The organism is Zhenhengia yiwuensis (assembly GCF_014384995.1).
In the GTDB taxonomy this organism is placed as follows: domain Bacteria; phylum Bacillota; class Clostridia; order Lachnospirales; family Cellulosilyticaceae; genus Zhenhengia; species Zhenhengia yiwuensis.
The window spans coordinates 67314-84455 of sequence record NZ_JACRSY010000013.1; the positions used below are offsets into that span (position 1 = coordinate 67314).

A 17142-nucleotide genomic window follows, 5' to 3' on the forward strand; every position below is an offset into this window, starting at 1 on the left:
CCTTTAAAGGAGCTCTTTTCTTAATGAAAAGACTAAATGAAGGAGAAAGGAAGTGAAGAAGATGATTGTTACCAAAGAAGATCATCTCTATGAAGAGAGCAGGAGAGCATGGAATAGAGCTATTCAGATGTATCCCTTACAAATTATATACTGCAAAAATAAAGAAGAAGTAAGTAGAGCACTCCTATGGGCTAAAGAACACGGTTATCCTATTCGCATTCGCTCAGGTAGACATCATTATGAAGGATATTCTACTGGCAACGATGTAGTTGTTATTGATGTAAGCCAAATGAATGGTATACAGGTAGATGAAGAGAATGAACTGGTAACCGTTGAAGGTGGTGTACGCAATAGAGCCCTCTATGAGGCAGTATGTCAGTTAGGGTATCCTTTTCCTGGTGGAGGTTGTCCTACTGTAGGCGTAGCAGGACTTGTTCTTGGTGGGGGCTGGGGTTATTCAGCTAGAATGCTTGGATTAAGTTGTGACAGTTTAATTGAAGTAGAAATGATTGATGTAGATGGAAATTGTATTAAAGCTAATGCTATGACTCATCCAGAACTGTTCTGGGCTTTAAAAGGTGCTGGTGGCGGTAACTTTGGTATAGTCGTTAGCATGACTTTTAAATTACCTAAGAAGAATCCTACAGCTACACTTATTCAGTTAGAATATAAGCATATGAATACTGAGGCACGTCTAGAGCTTGTTAAGGCATGGCAGACTTTATTTGAAACTTTACCACATCATACGAATATGAAAATGGCTCTTTACAACTCTAAGGAAAAAGGGATAGGGATTGCCATAACAGGTGTATGCTATGGAAGCCAGCAGGAAGCTTTTGAAACCATTAAGCCTCTTATTATGCCTGCAAAAGAAATGCTATTAAAACTTAATGAATGCTCGGTTTTAGAAATCAATCGTATCATTCAGGATAGTCACCCTGATTATGAGAAATACAAGTCTACAGGAAGATTTGTTTATAAGACTTATAATGAAGAGCAGATTCAATCTCTCTTAGAAATTGTAGATAGTAAGCCAGAAGCATCTGATTATACAGCTATCACCTTCTATGGGTTAGGTGGGCAGATACAGGCTACATCTAAAAGAAAATCAGCTGTATTCTATAGAGATGCTAGGTTTATATTAGGTTTTCAGTCTGTATGGGAGGATGACCGAGCTAAAGCTGAGAACTGCACATGGCTCCTTGAACATTTTCCTATTATTGAGGCCCTAACAGAAGGTTCATTTATTAATTTTCCATTAGCAGAACTTACAGATTACAAAAAGGCTTATTATGGTGACTATAAAGAACCTCTTGAAAATATTAAAGCACAATATGATCCAGAAAATAGACTACACTTTCCACAAGGACTTTAAAAAATAATCTAATAAAAGGGTATATTTTCATAAAAAATGCCATACTAACCCTAGGAGGTGAGAGTTATGGCAAAAATGCACCGTTACTATGAAGAATTAGCAAATACAAAATATAATAATCATCTAGAGATGTGTAAAGATTTAGGCGTTACTTTAAATGATCTTTATACAGATGAGATAGATGAGGAAGATTTATATTAAGTCAAATTAAAAAATAGATTTAGCCGAAGTGAAGCTAAGTCTATTTTTTTTGCATAAGTATGACTAAAAATTTAGAATTCTATATGTCATGTATAAAAATACTAATAATTTCGTAGCATAATGCAGTAGATATTTAAATTTCACGGATAGGATGATGCAAGTGGATACTTTCGAAATAACGACCAAAGTTGTATTTGGTCAAGATGCTTTAGATTATATTAAGAATTTCCAAGACGAAAAAGTATTTATTGTAACAGACCCTTTTATGGTGAAATCAGGGATGATTAACAAAATCACAGCCTATCTCGGGTCTAATCAATATGAGATCTTCAGTGATATTGTACCAGACCCTCCTATGGAATTGGTTGTAAAAGGTGTTGAAGCTGTTACAGAATTTAAACCTAACTGTATGATTGCTCTAGGTGGAGGTTCTGCCATCGATGCAGCTAAGGCCATTATGGATTTCTCAAGAAAAATTGGTCGTTTAGAGGCTATGAAGTTTATTGCTATCCCAACTACAAGTGGTACAGGGTCAGAGGTAACTTCTTTTGCTGTTATTACAGATAAAGAAAAAGGTATTAAATACCCTCTTGTTTCCAATAGTTTATTGCCTGATGTAGCCATTCTAGAGCCTGAACTCGTTAAAAGTGTACCGAGTAGTATTGTAGCAGATACAGGAATGGACGTACTTACTCATGCCTTAGAAGCTTATGTGTCAACAAAAGCTACAGATTTTTCTGATGCACTGGCTGAAAAGTCCGTAGAACTTGTATTTGAATACCTTAAACGTTCTTATGAAAGTGCTGATGATATAGAAGCCAAAGAAAAAATGCATAATGCCTCTTGCCTAGCAGGCCTTGCTTTTAATCTAGCTTCTTTAGGGATCAACCATGCCATTGCACATAATATTGGTGGGAAATTACACGTACCACATGGAAGAACCAATGCCTTGCTTCTACCTTATGTTATTGAATTTAATGCAGATATAGAGGGGTATACCCCATCTCATTATACAAAAGCAGCAAAAAAATATGCTTATTTAGCAAAACTCATTGGACTTGAAGGGGCTAATACCCGTTCATCCGTACGTAATCTCATTAATGAAATTATAAAGCTACAGAAAGAAATGAAAATGCCAACCACATTGCGTGAATGTAAAATCTCAGCAGAGGATTTAAATAAGTCAAGAGAAGACATTATTAAAGGGGCCCTAGAAGATGCTTGTCTTATAACAAATCCTAGAAAAGCAACACATGGTGACATTTTGGAAATACTCCATAAGATTGACTAAGGAGGGCCTAAAAAATGGAGATTGAAGATAAACAGCGTATTATACAAGAGTTTGTACCAGGTAAACAAGTTACACTTGCTCATGTCATTGCCAATCCTACAGAAGACATTTATAAGAAGCTAGGGCTAGTAGTAGAGAATATTAATGCTATTGGTATTTTAACTATTACACCAAGTGAAGGAGCTATTATAGCAGCAGATGTAGCCACTAAAGCATCAGATGTTACATTAGGATTTATTGATCGTTTTAGTGGGGCGCTCGTTATTACAGGAGATGTAAGCTCTGTAGAAGCAGCCGTACGCGATATTTTAGATGTACTTGAGCATAATCTAAAATTTACACCAACAACCATTACAAGGACTTAATAGAATGAGCAGAGTTATTTTTATAGGTAAGACAGGATGTGGCAAGACAACCTTATGTCAAAAACTCAATGAACTAGAAATTAAGTATAAAAAGACACAGGCAGTAGAGCTTTATGATAATGCCATTGATACACCTGGTGAATATTTAGAAAATAGGCATTATTACAGTGCACTGATTATGACAGCTGTAGATGCAGAAATTATAGCACTTGTAGCGGATCCTACTGCTTATGAAAGCTTTATTCCACCGGCTTTTGCAGGAAGCTTTGCAAAAGAGGTTATTGGTATCATTACTAAAATCAATTTGGTTCAAGAATCAGCAGATATTGATAAGGTGGAAGAACGTCTTAAAGAGGCAGGTGTTACAAGAATTTTTAAAGTCGATACAGTAGATGATGTGGGTATCAAAGAGCTTTTTGAGTATCTCGATAGCTTTCTAAATAAAGATAGGTAAAGAAAATATAAGAAAGGTGGAGGATAATGAGGGAAGAACTTTTAAGTGTAGGAATAGATATTGGGACAAGTACCACGCAACTTATTTTTTCTAAGATTATTGTAGAAAATATGGCTTCTAGCTATTCTGTTCCACGCATTGTCATTGTAGATAAAGAGATTATTTACAGAAGTGAGATTTATTTTACACCTCTTATTTCTCTAAGAGAAATTGATGGGCTAAAAGTTAGGGATATTATCCAGAAGGAATATAAAAAGGCTGGTATTGACCCTTCTAAAATTGATACAGGTGCCGTCATTATCACAGGTGAAACAGCAAGAAAAGAAAATGCAGAAGAAGTATTAACTACTTTAAGTGGACTTGCTGGTGACTTTGTTGTAGCGACAGCAGGACCAGATCTTGAAAGTATTATATCTGGTAAGGGTGCAGGTGCCCATACTTATTCTAAAGATCATAACACAAGTGTTGTGAATATGGATATTGGAGGTGGTACAAGTAATTTAGCTGTCTTTTTAAGGGGGGAAGTAAGGGAAACAGGGTGTCTAGATGTAGGTGGGCGTCTCATTAAGGTAGACAGTACAACGCATCAGATTACCTATATTGCTCCTAAACTTGAGACCCTTATTCGTGAAAACAATATGGGACTTGCCATAGGCACTAAAGCTACTAGAGAAAATTTAAAACCTATTATTGACAAAATGGTACAGGCATTAGAGCAAAGCGTAGGTATAAAAAAACAGGATGATCTATTAAAGCTCATTATTACAAATAAAAATATTGAGCTTAATGTGCCTATAGAATGTATATCCTTCTCTGGTGGTGTGGCAGATTATGTTTATTATGAGGGAGAAATAGACGATTATTTCAAATTTGGGGATATTGGTATTCTTTTGGGACAAGCTATTAAGGAATCTGATTTATGTAAGAAACTAAAAGTTGTAAGAAGCCAAGAAACCATTCGCGCCACAGTAGTAGGTGCGGGCACTCATACAACAGAAATTAGTGGCAGTACCATTACGTATACCAAAGATGCTTTTCCTATTAAGAATTTGCCTATCTTAAAACTTGCAAAAGATGAGGAGAGCGAAGATGCCCAGGCTTTAACACAGGCTATTAAAAAGAAACTTCAGTGGTTTAAGCTAGAAGGCGATTTACAAAGAGTAGCCATTGCTATGGAAGGTAAGGATAATCCTAGCTTCAAGGAAATCCAAGAATATGCTAAAGGATTAGTAGAAGGCATGGAAGAACTTATTGAAAGAGAGCTTCCTCTTATTGTCATTGTGGAGAAAGATATGGCTAAGGCATTAGGACAGAGTATGTATCATCTATTAGGGTACAAGAAAGATATTATTTGTTTAGATAGTGTCAAGCTAGATAATGGAGATTATATCGATATTGGAAGCCCTATTGCAGAAGGAACTGTATTACCAGTAGTAGTAAAAACATTAGTATTTTGTTAAGGAGGATTCAAATGATCTTAAAAACAAAATTATTTGGACATACTTATGAGTTCAAATCACTTAAAGAAGTTATGGCAAAAGCCAACGAAGAAAAATCAGGAGACAGATTAGCAGGGCTTGCACCAGAGTCAGCAGAAGAAAGAGTTGCAGCAAAAGTTGTACTTTCTAATGTTTTACTTTCAGATTTACGTAACAATCCAGCAGTACCTTATGAAATGGATGAAGTAACACGTATTATCCAAGATGATGTCAATGAAAAAATCTATGATGAAATCAAAAACTGGACAGTTGGAGAATTCAGAGAATGGATTTTAGATGAAGGCACAACAGGTGCAGATATTACACGTATTTCTAGAGGACTTACATCTGAGATGGTTGCTGCTGTTGCAAAGCTGATGTCAAATATGGACCTCATTTATGGGGCGCAAAAAATTCGTATTACTAAACACTGTAATACAACAATTGGAGAACGTGGCACACTTTCTTCAAGACTTCAACCTAACCATCCAACAGATGATCCAGATGGTATTATGGCATCTTTACTTGAAGGTTTAACTTTTGGTGCAGGGGATGCACTACTTGGACTTAACCCAGTAGATGACTCTACAGAAAGTGTTGTACGTGTTCTTAAACGTTTTGAAGAAATTAAACAAAAATTTCAAATTCCAACTCAGACTTGTGTATTAGCTCACGTTACGACTCAAATGGATGCTATTCGTCATGGGGCACCAGCAGACCTTATATTCCAATCTATTGCAGGTTCAGAAAAAGGAAATACAGCTTTTGGTTTTAATGCAGCAACGATTCAAGAAGCAAGAGATCTTGCGCTTAAAGAAGGTACAGCGGAAGGGCCAAACGTTATGTACTTTGAAACAGGACAAGGATCAGAGCTTTCCTCAGAAGCACATTTTGATACTGACCAAGTGACAATGGAAGCAAGATGTTATGGTTTTGCAAAACACTTTGACCCATTCATTGTTAATACAGTAGTTGGTTTCATTGGGCCTGAATATCTTTATGATGGTAGACAAGTAAGTCGTGCTGGGCTTGAAGATCACTTCATGGGTAAACTTACAGGTGTTTCAATGGGATGTGACGCATGTTATACCAACCATATGAAAGCAGACCAAAATAGTATTGAAGACTTATCTGTTCTTTTAACAACCGCAGGCTGTAACTACTTTATGGGTATTCCTCATGGTGACGACGTTATGCTTAACTATCAAACAACAGGGTTCCATGAAACAGCAGCTCTTAGAGAGATGTTTGGCTTAACTGCTATCAAACCTTTCCATGAATGGCTTGTAAAAATGGGCTTTGTAGATGAAAAAGGACATCTTACAGCACGTGCTGGTGATGCATCAATATTATTCTAGGATAAGGAGGCAGTCAAAGTGAACGAACAAGATTTAAGAAAAATGGTAGAGCAACTTGTAGAACAAATGGTAGGAAAAGAAGGAAATGGTGCAACCATTACTGAAACGATTACCATAAAACCTAATACAACAGCAGGCGGTAGTGATATAGACCGTAATGGATGTATTGAAGATATTACAGCTATTGACCTTAAAAAACAATTCCTTGTTAAAAATGCTAAAGATAAAGAAGCTTATCTAGATATGAAGAGCAAAACGCCAGCAAGACTTGGTATTGGTAAAGCAGGTGCAAGATATCGTACGATTACTATGCTTCGTGTAAGAGCCGACCATGCTGCAGCACAAGATGCTGTTTTCTCTGATGTATCAGAGGAATTTGTTAAGAAAAATGATTTTGTATTTGTCAAAACACTTTGTAAGGATAAAGATGAATATTTAACAAGACCAGACTTAGGGAGAAGATTTGCACAACCTGAACTTGAAATTATCAAAAAAACATGTGGTCATAATCCAAAAGTGCTCATTATTGTAGGAGATGGTCTTTCTTCATCTGCTATTGAAGCAAACGTAGAAGATATGATTCCAGCTATTAAACAAGGTTTAAGTGCTTATGGCATTACAGTACCACCAATTCTTTTCATTAAATATGCACGTGTTGGTGCAATGGATGCAGTAGGTGAAGTAACAGATGCAGATGTAATCTGTATGCTCGTTGGTGAAAGACCAGGTCTTGTAACTGCTGAGTCTATGTCAGCTTATATTGCTTATAAACCAAAACATGGTCTTGAAGAAGCAAAACGTACTGTTATTTCTAATATTCATAAAGGTGGGACAACACCTGTAGAAGCAGGTGCTCATACTGCAGAACTTATTAAAAAAATGCTCGATAAGAAAGCATCAGGTATTGATCTAAAATAAAAGGAGGCAAAGGACGTGAAAAATGATAAACTTCGTCCCAATGTTCTTGGTGTACGTGTTATTTCTAATGTAAGCCCTGATCTTGCAAAAAAATTAGAGTTAGGACCTCGCCATAAAAGTTTAGGTATTATTACTGCAGATATGGATGATGTGACCTATACTGCACTTGATGAAGCAACAAAAGATGCAGATGTAGATGTTGTGTATGCAAGATCTATGTATGCAGGTGCTGCTAATGCATCTACAAAGCTTGCAGGTGAAGTTATTGGGATTATTGGTGGTCCAAGTCCAGCAGAAGTAAGAAGTGGCCTTAAAGCAGCTCTTACTTTTATGGAAAGTGGTGCACACTTTGTAAGTGCAAATGAAGATGACTCTATTGTCTACTATGCACATACTGTATCTCGTACAGGCTCTTATCTTTCTAAGACAGCAGGAATAGAAGAAGGAAGACCACTGGCTTATCTTATTGCACCACCTCTTGAAGCGATGTATGCCTTAGACGCTGCACTTAAAGTTGCTGATGTTACACTTGTAGAATTCTTTGGACCTCCTTCTGAAACGAACTTTGGTGGCGGTCTTTTAACAGGTTCACAATCTGCATGTAATGCCGCATGTTCTGCCTTTGCCGAAGCTGTAAAAGCTGTTGCAGATAACCCACAGGAATACTAATAGCTTATGATGATAAATGCATTAGGGCTTATTGAAGTAATCGGGTATCCTACCGTTATAGAAGCCGCAGATGCAGCGCTTAAGGCAGCCAATGTACAGTTAGGTGGCATTGTAAAAGTTGATGGCGGCATTATGACTGCACAAATTTTAGGTGATGTAGGCGCTGTAAAAGCAGCAGTAGAGGCTGGTGGTATGGCAGCATCTAAAGTCGGAACAGTAAGAGCAACTCATGTGATTCCTCGAGTGGATGAATCACTGTTTGGTACAGTCATTAAACTAAGAGGCAAGGGTACGGAGGAAAAGGTGCCAAAGCCAGCTTCTACTAGCATACCAGTGCCTATCAAGGAAGAAACAAACCTTGATAGACCTGTGGCTGAGGAAGAAGTAGAAGGTATAGATGAATTACAGGGTTTAGAAGGGACTGCTCCTGTAGAAGCAGTAGAAGATGAATGGATTAATCCTAAGGATGATACGACTACCCTTATACCACCTGTAGATGGTGCAAAAGCTACGGAAAAAGAGTGGCAAAATATGAGTAATAAGGAACTTAGAGAGCTTATTACTTCACTTGGCATTAAAGTGGCAGAGAAAAAATTAAAATCAGCGAAGAAAGAGGACCTTATAGGAATAGTAAAAGATTTTTATAAGGAGTAAGAGAGGAGAAGCTTAATGGAATTACTTGATAAAGATTTAGTCTCTATTCAAGAGGTTAGAGGACTCTTAAAAAAGGCCTATGAGGCTCAAAAAATTCTTGCAACCTTCAGCCAAGAACAAATTGACCGCATTGTAAAAGCCATTGCAGATGCAGGTTATGCCAATGCTGTAAAATTAGCGAAAATGGCTAATGAAGAAACAGGGTTTGGTATTTGGCAAGACAAAGTTATTAAAAATGTTTTTGGATCTAAGGTTGTTTATGAAGCGATTAAAGATGAAAAAACAATAGGTATTATTTCTGAAGACTCAGCTCATAAAACGATGGATATAGCAGTACCAATGGGGGTTGTCGCAGCAGTTATTCCTTCAACTAACCCTACTTCAACTGTTATTTATAAAGCTATGATTTCTCTTAAAGCTGGTAACAGTATTGTGATTTCACCTCATCCAGGAGCTAAAAATGCTATTGTAGAGACAGCACGTATTATTACAGAGGCAGCAGAAGCGGCAGGATGTCCTAAAGGTGCTATTGGTGTTATTACTGTACCTACAATGCAGGCAACTCAAGAACTCATGAAGAGCAACTATACTTCAATTATTCTAGCAACAGGTGGACCTGCCATGGTTAAATCTGCTTACTCATCAGGTAACCCTGCTATTGGTGTAGGTGCAGGTAATGGACCAGCTTTTATTGATAAGAGTGCAGATGTGAAAATGGCTGTTAAACGTATTTTTGATTCTAAAACATTTGATAATGGTACAATTTGTGCATCTGAACAATCTATTATCGTTGAAAAATGTATGGAAGAAAAAGTCGTTGCAGAGCTTAAAGCACAAGGTGGTTATTTACTTGATCAAGATCAAAGTGATAAACTTGCTAAATTCATTTTAAGAGCAAATGGTAGTATGAACCCTGCTATTGTTGGTAAGAGTGTTGAGCATATTGCAAAACTTGCAGGTATTCGTGTACCATCTGATGCACGTGTTCTCATTGCAAAAGAAAGCAAAGTAGGTCATGATGCACCTTATTCAAGAGAAAAACTTGCACCAATTCTTGCTCTTTTTGTAGAAGAAAATATAGATGCAGTTTTAGAAAAAAGTATAGAAATTCTTAAATTTGAAGGTATGGGACATACATTTAGTATGCATGCAAATGACACAGAACTTGTTAAACGTTTTGGTCTAAGAATACCAGCTTCTCGTATTCTTATTAATACACCTGGAGCCCTTGGCGGTGTAGGTGCAACAACAGGTCTTTTCCCAGCCCTAACACTTGGATGTGGTGCTGTAGGTGGAAGTTCAACTTCAAACAATATCGGTCCTATGGATCTTATTAATATTAAACGTGTAGCTTATGGAACAAAAGAACTTGAGGAACTTAGAGTAGGTGTGCCAGGTCAAGAGGGTAATTGTTGTGAACCTTCTAGCTATATGATTGATGAAATTGTTAAAAAGATTATGAAAGAATTAATATAAAAGGTTTAAAAGTAGAATACTAACTAGGTATTACTATTTCTTTATTTAAGGAGGAAAACAAAATGGCAAATACAAATGCATTAGGAATGATTGAAACAAAAGGATTAGTAGGTGCAATTGAAGCTGCTGATGCTATGGTCAAAGCAGCTAACGTAACACTTGTAGGTAAAGAACAAGTTGGTGGCGGTCTTGTTACTGTTATGGTAAGAGGAGACGTAGGCGCTGTTAAAGCTGCTACAGATGCAGGTGCTGCTGCTGCTGAAAGAGTAGGAGAACTTATTTCTGTACATGTTATTCCAAGACCACATACTGAAGTAGATGTTATTTTACCTCATGGCGCACAAGCTTAAATCAAGGTAGCTTTATAAAGTGCATCTTTAAAGATGCACTTTATAAAAATTAACATCAGGTGTGGTGGTGAAAAAATGTCGGTTTTAACAGAAGATGATGTAAGAAGAATGATTGCGCATGATGAGTTACATGAAAAGGGTGATTTCTATTTAACCCCGAAACAAATCATCACTCCTTCAGCCAGAGCTTATTTGGCAGAAAAGAATATTACCATTAAGAACAAAGAGGATTTAGAAAGTGAGGCAGAGCCTATGGACCTTAAAGAAGAAGTTTTATTTGATACTTTATTTGGTGCAAAGCTTACTGAAAAGCCAGAACATATGACTCACTTAAGAGGAAATCTTCTTGTATTTAAAGATCATCCACGTATTGCTTTTAGAGGGGCTATGGATTCCTTAGAAGCAGAAATCATTATGGTACAAGTGCTTGCCGAAAAGCAGGGACTTAAAAAACTGGTTAAAGACTTAGAAGAAATTATAAGATTTGTACGTAATCTTGTAAGATGTGAAGTAAGTGGTGAACCCCTTAATGAATTTAACTTACAGGGTTTAGATGCACCAGCACTTCGTGCACATTCACATCACCCAAGTCAATATTATGGTATGCATCATTTCTTACCAACTTATAGACATGGTGAAATGGTAGCAAATCTTAATAAGCTGCGTACTTTAACAAGAGAGTCCGAACTTGTAGCTTACAGAGCTTTTAAAGATGAATATGGCCAAGCGACTAGAGAAGACCTAATAAGAGCACTTAATCGTCTATCTTCCCTCTTCTGGATTATGATGTTTAAATATTTGACAGATCAATATAAGGAATAGATGGGAGAAAGGAGAGCATATGACACAGATTATACAACGTATTGCAAATGAAATTGTAAATGAGCTTAAAGAAAAGCTCTTTATCCCTGTAGAAGCATCTGGAAGGCATATTCATTTAAGCCGAGCTGATGCAGATAGTTTATTTGGAGAAGGCTATCAGTTTACCAAAGTAAAAGACCTCTCTCAACCAGGACAGTATGCCTGTAAAGAACGTGTAACTGTAACAGGTCCTAAAGGCTCTATTCACAATGTTATTGTTTTAGGTCCAGAACGTAAACAAAGTCAAATGGAAGTTTCACTAACAGATGCACTTGCATTAGGGATTAAAGCACCTGTAAGACAAAGTGGTGATACTAAAGGGAGTCCAGGTATAACAGTTACCAATGGCAGTCGTAGTGTAACCCTTGCAGAAGGTATTATTGTTGCTAAACGTCATATTCATATGACCCCTGAAGATGCACAGAAATTTAATGTCAAAGATGGTGAGATTGTTAAAGTTAAAGTTTCTGGGTCACGCCCTGTCATATTTGAAGATACGGTTGTAAGGGTAAGTAAAGATTTTAGAACGTATATGCATATTGACTATGATGAAGCCAATGCTTGCGGATATAATAAAGATAGCTGGGGTATTATTGTTAAATGATGGAGCAACAAGTAATTGATGCTATTGTAAATGAAATTTATAACCGTCTTAAACAATGTGACCATGCATCGTATCTCTTACTTATAGGTGCAATAGGCGTAGAAGATGAGAAAATGCTAAAAGGAAGTTATCAACTTACACGCAACACTTTAGAAAATCTAGATCATACTACCATTTTAATAAGTGAACTTTCTGAAGAACAGCTTGCACATCTTGCATTAGGATGTAGCTATACGGATGAAGAAAGATGTATTTTAAAAGCTTTATTAGAAGGTAGAACTGTATATCTTCTTGAAAGTGGCATAACTTATAGAAAGTATAAAAAAACAGCTCATAAACCTCTTTATACACTTTACCAAGACTATGAAAGTAAGCTTATACAATATGGTATACGTATAATTAGTCATATAGGTGAACTTTTTACGAGTCAAAAAGAAGAGCCTATCTTAACACACTCAAAAGAGGTAGACTTAAAGCACAAAAAACTTTTACTTGAAACAGACCTTATGCATACACATCTAGAAACCTTTACAGTCATTGAGATAAGTAAGAAATGTATTGTAACGCCTCTAGCAGAAGATTATATAAGGTCTCATAAGCTAAAGATAAAAAGAGTGTAGTGGAGGCGAGAAATTGGAAATTGCAAGAGTAATCGGGAATGTATGGGCCACTAAAAAAGACCAAAAGCTTAATGGTCTTAAATTATTAGTGCTTAAGGTACTTGTAGATAAGGAAAGAGAAAAGGAAGGTCTTATTGTAGCATCGGATATAGTAGGAGCAGGTGTTGGAGATTTAGTACTGATCAGTAAAGGTGGTAGCGCAAGACGAGCTGTTGGCAATATAGATGCCCCTATTGATGCAGCAGTTATAGGTATTGTAGATTCAATAGAGGTGTTTGAAGATGAATAAAAGTATAGGTGCTCTAGAATTTAGAAGTATTAGTAAAGGAATAGAAGTATCTAATGAAATTGTGAAAAAAGCTAATGTAGAAATTATCTATTTTAAAACGATTTGTCCTGGTAAGTTTTTAGTTATTGTAACAGGGGATGAAGGAGAAGTGAATGAAGCAATAGACTATGGCGTTATGATTGCAGAAAACACTTTAGTAGATAGTTTCAAAGTACATGCAGTGAGCACACCTATTATAGCAGCTTTTAAGAATAAGTATGATTCCAAAGAGATTGCAGATGCTGTAGGCATTATGGAAACAACCAAGGTGTGCGCAGGTATTAAGGCGTTAGATGCTGCCCTCAAATCAAGTGATATAAAGCTTATTAAAATGCATCTTGCTTTTGGGATTGGTGGCAAGCTGGTATATATAGTCACAGGAACATTAAGTAGTATAGAGTATGGTCTAGCACAAGGCAAAGCACAATTGTCTAAAACAGAAGCAGCCAACATTTCTATTATTCCATCTCCAAGTCCTGAAATGACCAAATACCTCTAATGTACTTACCGATAAAATTTAATAAAAATGGAGTGAAAGCTTTATGAGTATTAATGAAATTATCATCTATATTATGGTATTGTTTGCAGCACTTGGCGCACTTGACCGTATTATTGGCGACAAATTTGGACTCGGTGAAAAATTTGAAGAAGGTATTATGGCAATTGGTGCCCTTGCTATTTCCATGGTTGGGATTATTGCACTTTCACCTGTTATTGCTAATATTTTAAAACCCGTTATCGTACCTTTATTTGGTATTTTAGGGGCTGACCCTGCTATGTTTGCAGGTTCTATTTTGGCAAATGATATGGGTGGTGCACCTCTTGCACAAGCACTTGCTATTGATCCAGCAGCAGGACTTTTCGGTGGGCTTATTGTAGGAGCTATGCTTGGACCAACAATTGTATTTACTATTCCGGTAGCGCTTGGTATTATCGAAGAACAAGATAGAAAATATCTTGCAACAGGTGTACTTGCTGGTGTTATTACTATTCCTATTGGTGCTTTTGTAGGTGGACTTGTAGCTGGTTTTCCATTTATGATGGTTATTCGTAACCTTATTCCAATTATTATTTTCGCAGCTTTAATTGCAATAGGACTTTGGAAATTTGAAGATGCTATGGTTAAAGGATTTACTTATTTTGGTAAATTTGTAGTAGCTGTTATTACTTTAGGATTAGCTGTAGGGATTATTGAAAAGCTTACAGGTATCGTGCTTATCCCAGGTATGAATCCTATTTCAGAAGGCTTTGAAATTGTAGCAGATATCGCTATCGTACTTGCAGGTGCATTTCCTCTTGTTTATGTCATTACAAAAGTATTTAAAACTCCTCTTATGAAACTTGGTAAAGTTATGGGTATGAATGATGTAGCAGCTGCAGGTCTTGTGGCAAGTTTAGCCAATAGTATTCCGATGTTTGGCATGATGAAAGATATGGACAATAGAGGTAAAATCTTAAACGTAGCTTTTGCTGTATCAGCAGCGTTTGTATTCGGAGACCACTTAGGTTTTACAGCTGGTTTTAATGCAGAGATGATTTTCCCTATGATTATTGGTAAATTAGTAGGTGGTATTTCAGCTATTTTTGTAGCTATGTTTATTGCGAATAAAACTTTAGGAAAGGAAAATGCTTAGATGGATATGGATAAATCAACAATAGAGTCCTTAGTTAGACAAGTTCTAATGGAAAAGCTTTCAGGTGTATCTCATAATCAATGTGATTATGTAAGAGAAGTAGCACCTGGTGGTGTTATTGCAGTGAAAGTACCTACAGTTAAAGTAGATGAAAGTAATCGCATGGATACAGGAACACCTTCAGATATTGTCTACACAAAAGATTTATTTACTTTAGAAGAAAGTCCAAGATTGGGTTGTGGTGTTATGGAAATGACTAAAACAACGTTTGATTGGCATCTTAATTATGATGAAATTGATTATGTAATTGAAGGTTCATTAAGCATTGTTATTAATGGAGCTACAGTAACAGCAGGCCCTGGAGAATTAATCCTTATCCCTAAAGGATCAAGTATTAAATTTTCAGTACCCAATTATGCAAGATTTATATATGTAACTTATCCTGCAGACTGGTCAGGTCAGGCTTAGAGAAAAAGTGTACTATATTCTTTTTAGGGTATAGTACACTTTTATGGCGTAAAATAGGGGATTATGATACAATGGAGACAAGTGAAATGAGGAAGGGAGAAATGAGATGCGGAAAATACTAAAGCTTATTTTTCAGCGTGTAGTCATAGTAGGAGCATTTTTAGCTATACAAGTTGCTATACTAGTGAGCATGATTTTGAAGTTTAATAATTATTTTGTTTATTTTTATGGAATTTCTATTTTATTAAGTGCTATAGCGGTACTTTCTATTATTAGTAATAAAAGCAATCCAGGTTATAAGATTGCATGGATTATTCCTATTCTTTTATTCCCTATTTTTGGCGGACTTTTTTACATAATGTTTGGTGTCAATCAATTAAGCAAGCGTGAAAAGAAAAAAATGGCTATTATTGGTGAAAAAATGGTGCAAGCTCTTAATCAAGAGGAGCCAATTTTAGAAAGTATTCAAGAGGAAAGTGAGACAGCAGCTAATCAGTCACGCTATATTAGTCATTATGCTTATTGCCCTCCTTATACCAATACAGCAACGGAATATCTGCCACTAGGGGAAATAGCCTTTGAACGTTTAAAGGAAGAATTAAGAAAAGCCGAGCATTATATTTTTTTAGAGTATTTTATTATTGAAGAAGGGATTATGTGGAATAGTATTTTAGAAATTCTTCAAGAAAAAGCTGCGCAAGGGGTAGATGTACGTGTTATTTATGATGATGTAGGCTGTATCATGACACTTCCTTATAAATATAATAAAAAGTTAGAGTCTATGGGGATTAAGTGTTGTGTATTTAATCCTTTTATTCCTATTTTATCTTCTAGACTTAATAACCGTGACCACCGTAAAATTTTAGTTATTGATGGACATACAGGTTTTACGGGAGGCATTAACTTAGCAGATGAGTATATTAATGCTTATGAAAAGCATGGGCACTGGAAAGATACAGCTATTATGCTTAAAGGAGATGCTGTATGGAGTTTAACGGTCATGTTCCTTACATTATGGTCTTATAATACCAATACAGATGAGGATTATAGTAGATATAAGCCTCATGTGCACCAAAAGGAACGGCATCAAGGACAGGGATATGTACAACCTTTTACCGATAGTCCACTAGATGGAGAGGCTGTAGGGGAAACAGTTTATCTAAATCTGATTAACAAAGCTAAAAAATATGTGTATATTAATACACCCTATTTAATTATTGATAATGAAATGGTGACAGCCCTTTGTAATGCTGCTAAATCTGGTGTAGATGTACGTATTGTGACACCTCATATTGCAGATAAATGGTATGTACATGCTGTAACACGTGCTTATTATGAAGCCCTTTTAGAAAGTGGCGTGAAGATTTATGAATACATACCAGGGTTTATTCATGCTAAGACTTTCGTAGTAGATGATCTTTATAGTGTAGTAGGAACCATTAACTTAGACTATAGAAGTTTATATTTACACTTTGAATGTGGTGTATGGCTGTATAAAAATGAGAGTGTACAATCTGTAAAAGAAGATTTCTTAAGTACTCTTGAAATATGTAAAGCTATTAGCCTGCAGGAATGTCAAGAAGTATCTTGGTATAGAAAATTAGGGCGTTCAATATTACGTGTATTTGCGCCACTTATGTAAAAGTTGACCTATAAGTAAATTACTTATAGGTCAACTTTTTTGCATAAAAACAATATTGAAATTCAATTTTTGTATTGTTAAAAAATATATAGAATTCGTTCTATTAAGGAGACCGTACAGATACAGTAGCTAATTTCTTTAGTCAGTTTAATAATATTATGATGGATATGACTATGATAGTTATGAAAGTAGCACCAGCAGGTATATTTTGTTTAGTTGCTAAGACCTTTTCTGAAATAGGATTTGATGCTTTTATCCTTATGATAAAATATATGGTTGCTATATTTTTGGTAAAGGGATAGATGCTCATCGTATTTTTTAATAGAATAATAGGGTTTATGTCAGAGTTTTTTATTTTATATTTTAAATGCTTATGTCAGAAGTTTATAGTATAAT

Annotated in this window: 20 protein-coding genes and 1 pseudogene; all 21 read left to right on the forward strand. The window is 36.0% G+C overall.

The annotated features are described in order from the left end of the window. The first annotated feature begins 61 nt into the window (after window positions 1-61). Window positions 62-1375 (forward strand): FAD-dependent oxidoreductase, encoded by a 1314-nt coding sequence (locus tag H8718_RS09560; protein WP_177672316.1) that lies wholly within the window; start codon window positions 62-64, stop codon window positions 1373-1375. A 66-nt stretch (window positions 1376-1441) separates the two neighbouring features. Beyond that, window positions 1442-1576: a hypothetical protein gene (locus H8718_RS20550; RefSeq protein WP_283246190.1), complete on the forward strand. Its 135-nt coding sequence runs from the start codon at window positions 1442-1444 to the stop codon at window positions 1574-1576. Window positions 1577-1736: 160 nt separating this feature from the next. Then, a complete protein-coding gene (locus H8718_RS09565) occupies window positions 1737-2867 on the forward strand; it encodes a 1-propanol dehydrogenase PduQ (RefSeq protein ID WP_249332717.1) in 1131 nt (376 codons plus the stop codon). A gap of 14 nt (window positions 2868-2881) precedes the next feature. Continuing rightward, window positions 2882-3232: an ethanolamine utilization microcompartment protein EutS gene (gene eutS, locus H8718_RS09570; protein ID WP_177672275.1), complete on the forward strand. Its 351-nt coding sequence runs from the start codon at window positions 2882-2884 to the stop codon at window positions 3230-3232. 4 nt (window positions 3233-3236) lie between these two features. Further along, entirely contained in the window at window positions 3237-3686 is a 450-nt protein-coding gene (locus H8718_RS09575; protein ID WP_177672274.1) for a EutP/PduV family microcompartment system protein, read from the forward strand. Between the two features lie 26 nt (window positions 3687-3712). Next, window positions 3713-5146: an ethanolamine ammonia-lyase reactivating factor EutA gene (gene eutA, locus H8718_RS09580; protein WP_249332718.1), complete on the forward strand. Its 1434-nt coding sequence runs from the start codon at window positions 3713-3715 to the stop codon at window positions 5144-5146. An 11-nt stretch (window positions 5147-5157) separates the two neighbouring features. Beyond that, entirely contained in the window at window positions 5158-6522 is a 1365-nt protein-coding gene (locus H8718_RS09585; protein ID WP_177672272.1) for an ethanolamine ammonia-lyase subunit EutB, read from the forward strand. Between the two features lie 18 nt (window positions 6523-6540). Continuing rightward, window positions 6541-7440 (forward strand): ethanolamine ammonia-lyase subunit EutC, encoded by a 900-nt coding sequence (gene eutC / locus H8718_RS09590; protein ID WP_177672271.1) that lies wholly within the window; start codon window positions 6541-6543, stop codon window positions 7438-7440. A gap of 15 nt (window positions 7441-7455) precedes the next feature. Next, on the forward strand, window positions 7456-8109 hold the full coding sequence (eutL, locus tag H8718_RS09595) for an ethanolamine utilization microcompartment protein EutL (RefSeq protein WP_249332719.1): 654 nt from the start codon (window positions 7456-7458) through the stop codon (window positions 8107-8109). Between the two features lie 6 nt (window positions 8110-8115). Continuing rightward, entirely contained in the window at window positions 8116-8763 is a 648-nt protein-coding gene (locus H8718_RS20555) for a BMC domain-containing protein (RefSeq protein WP_283246191.1), read from the forward strand. A 15-nt stretch (window positions 8764-8778) separates the two neighbouring features. After that, a complete protein-coding gene (locus H8718_RS09605; protein WP_249332720.1) occupies window positions 8779-10239 on the forward strand; it encodes an acetaldehyde dehydrogenase (acetylating) in 1461 nt (486 codons plus the stop codon). A 62-nt stretch (window positions 10240-10301) separates the two neighbouring features. After that, the gene (gene eutM, locus H8718_RS09610; protein ID WP_177672268.1) at window positions 10302-10589 is read left to right on the forward strand and encodes an ethanolamine utilization microcompartment protein EutM; all 288 of its coding nucleotides are present in this window, start codon (window positions 10302-10304) and stop codon (window positions 10587-10589) included. A 75-nt stretch (window positions 10590-10664) separates the two neighbouring features. Further along, the gene (locus tag H8718_RS09615; RefSeq protein WP_177672267.1) at window positions 10665-11411 is read left to right on the forward strand and encodes a cobalamin adenosyltransferase; all 747 of its coding nucleotides are present in this window, start codon (window positions 10665-10667) and stop codon (window positions 11409-11411) included. Window positions 11412-11430: 19 nt separating this feature from the next. Further along, window positions 11431-12054, forward strand: a complete 624-nt coding sequence (gene eutD, locus H8718_RS09620; RefSeq protein WP_249332721.1) for an ethanolamine utilization phosphate acetyltransferase EutD — start codon at window positions 11431-11433, stop codon at window positions 12052-12054. Further along, window positions 12051-12674, forward strand: a complete 624-nt coding sequence (locus H8718_RS09625) for a hypothetical protein (RefSeq protein ID WP_249332722.1) — start codon at window positions 12051-12053, stop codon at window positions 12672-12674. Before eutD ends, H8718_RS09625 begins: the two co-directional genes overlap by 4 nt. Window positions 12675-12687: 13 nt before the next feature. Further along, window positions 12688-12963, forward strand: a complete 276-nt coding sequence (locus tag H8718_RS09630; protein ID WP_177672264.1) for a EutN/CcmL family microcompartment protein — start codon at window positions 12688-12690, stop codon at window positions 12961-12963. Then, window positions 12956-13501: a BMC domain-containing protein gene (locus H8718_RS09635; RefSeq protein ID WP_177672263.1), complete on the forward strand. Its 546-nt coding sequence runs from the start codon at window positions 12956-12958 to the stop codon at window positions 13499-13501. Before H8718_RS09630 ends, H8718_RS09635 begins: the two co-directional genes overlap by 8 nt. Before the next feature lie 43 nt (window positions 13502-13544). Further along, window positions 13545-14636, forward strand: a complete 1092-nt coding sequence (gene eutH, locus H8718_RS09640; RefSeq protein ID WP_249332723.1) for an ethanolamine utilization protein EutH — start codon at window positions 13545-13547, stop codon at window positions 14634-14636. Beyond that, window positions 14637-15104, forward strand: a complete 468-nt coding sequence (locus H8718_RS09645; RefSeq protein WP_249332724.1) for a cupin domain-containing protein — start codon at window positions 14637-14639, stop codon at window positions 15102-15104. 106 nt (window positions 15105-15210) lie between these two features. Further along, window positions 15211-16746, forward strand: coding sequence for a cardiolipin synthase (cls, locus tag H8718_RS09650; protein WP_177672260.1), 1536 nt, complete (start codon window positions 15211-15213; stop codon window positions 16744-16746). A gap of 122 nt (window positions 16747-16868) precedes the next feature. Continuing rightward, window positions 16869-17048: pseudogene (locus H8718_RS20970) on the forward strand (cation:dicarboxylate symporter family transporter); the annotation flags it as partial. Window positions 17049-17142: the final 94 nt, after the last annotated feature.

Coding starts and splice junctions, on each gene's coding strand:
- eutM (WP_177672268.1), top strand. CDS start 10,302: ATGGCAAATACAAATGCATTAGGAATGATTGAAACAAAAGGATTAGTA.
- eutD (WP_249332721.1), top strand. CDS start 11,431: ATGACACAGATTATACAACGTATTGCAAATGAAATTGTAAATGAGCTT.
- H8718_RS20555 (WP_283246191.1), top strand. CDS start 8,116: ATGATGATAAATGCATTAGGGCTTATTGAAGTAATCGGGTATCCTACC.
- eutS (WP_177672275.1), top strand. CDS start 2,882: ATGGAGATTGAAGATAAACAGCGTATTATACAAGAGTTTGTACCAGGT.
- H8718_RS09560 (WP_177672316.1), top strand. CDS start 62: ATGATTGTTACCAAAGAAGATCATCTCTATGAAGAGAGCAGGAGAGCA.
- H8718_RS09635 (WP_177672263.1), top strand. CDS start 12,956: ATGAATAAAAGTATAGGTGCTCTAGAATTTAGAAGTATTAGTAAAGGA.
- H8718_RS09615 (WP_177672267.1), top strand. CDS start 10,665: ATGTCGGTTTTAACAGAAGATGATGTAAGAAGAATGATTGCGCATGAT.
- H8718_RS09645 (WP_249332724.1), top strand. CDS start 14,637: ATGGATATGGATAAATCAACAATAGAGTCCTTAGTTAGACAAGTTCTA.
- H8718_RS09605 (WP_249332720.1), top strand. CDS start 8,779: ATGGAATTACTTGATAAAGATTTAGTCTCTATTCAAGAGGTTAGAGGA.
- H8718_RS20550 (WP_283246190.1), top strand. CDS start 1,442: ATGGCAAAAATGCACCGTTACTATGAAGAATTAGCAAATACAAAATAT.
- H8718_RS09585 (WP_177672272.1), top strand. CDS start 5,158: ATGATCTTAAAAACAAAATTATTTGGACATACTTATGAGTTCAAATCA.
- H8718_RS09575 (WP_177672274.1), top strand. CDS start 3,237: ATGAGCAGAGTTATTTTTATAGGTAAGACAGGATGTGGCAAGACAACC.
- cls (WP_177672260.1), top strand. CDS start 15,211: ATGCGGAAAATACTAAAGCTTATTTTTCAGCGTGTAGTCATAGTAGGA.
- eutA (WP_249332718.1), top strand. CDS start 3,713: ATGAGGGAAGAACTTTTAAGTGTAGGAATAGATATTGGGACAAGTACC.
- H8718_RS09625 (WP_249332722.1), top strand. CDS start 12,051: ATGATGGAGCAACAAGTAATTGATGCTATTGTAAATGAAATTTATAAC.
- eutH (WP_249332723.1), top strand. CDS start 13,545: ATGAGTATTAATGAAATTATCATCTATATTATGGTATTGTTTGCAGCA.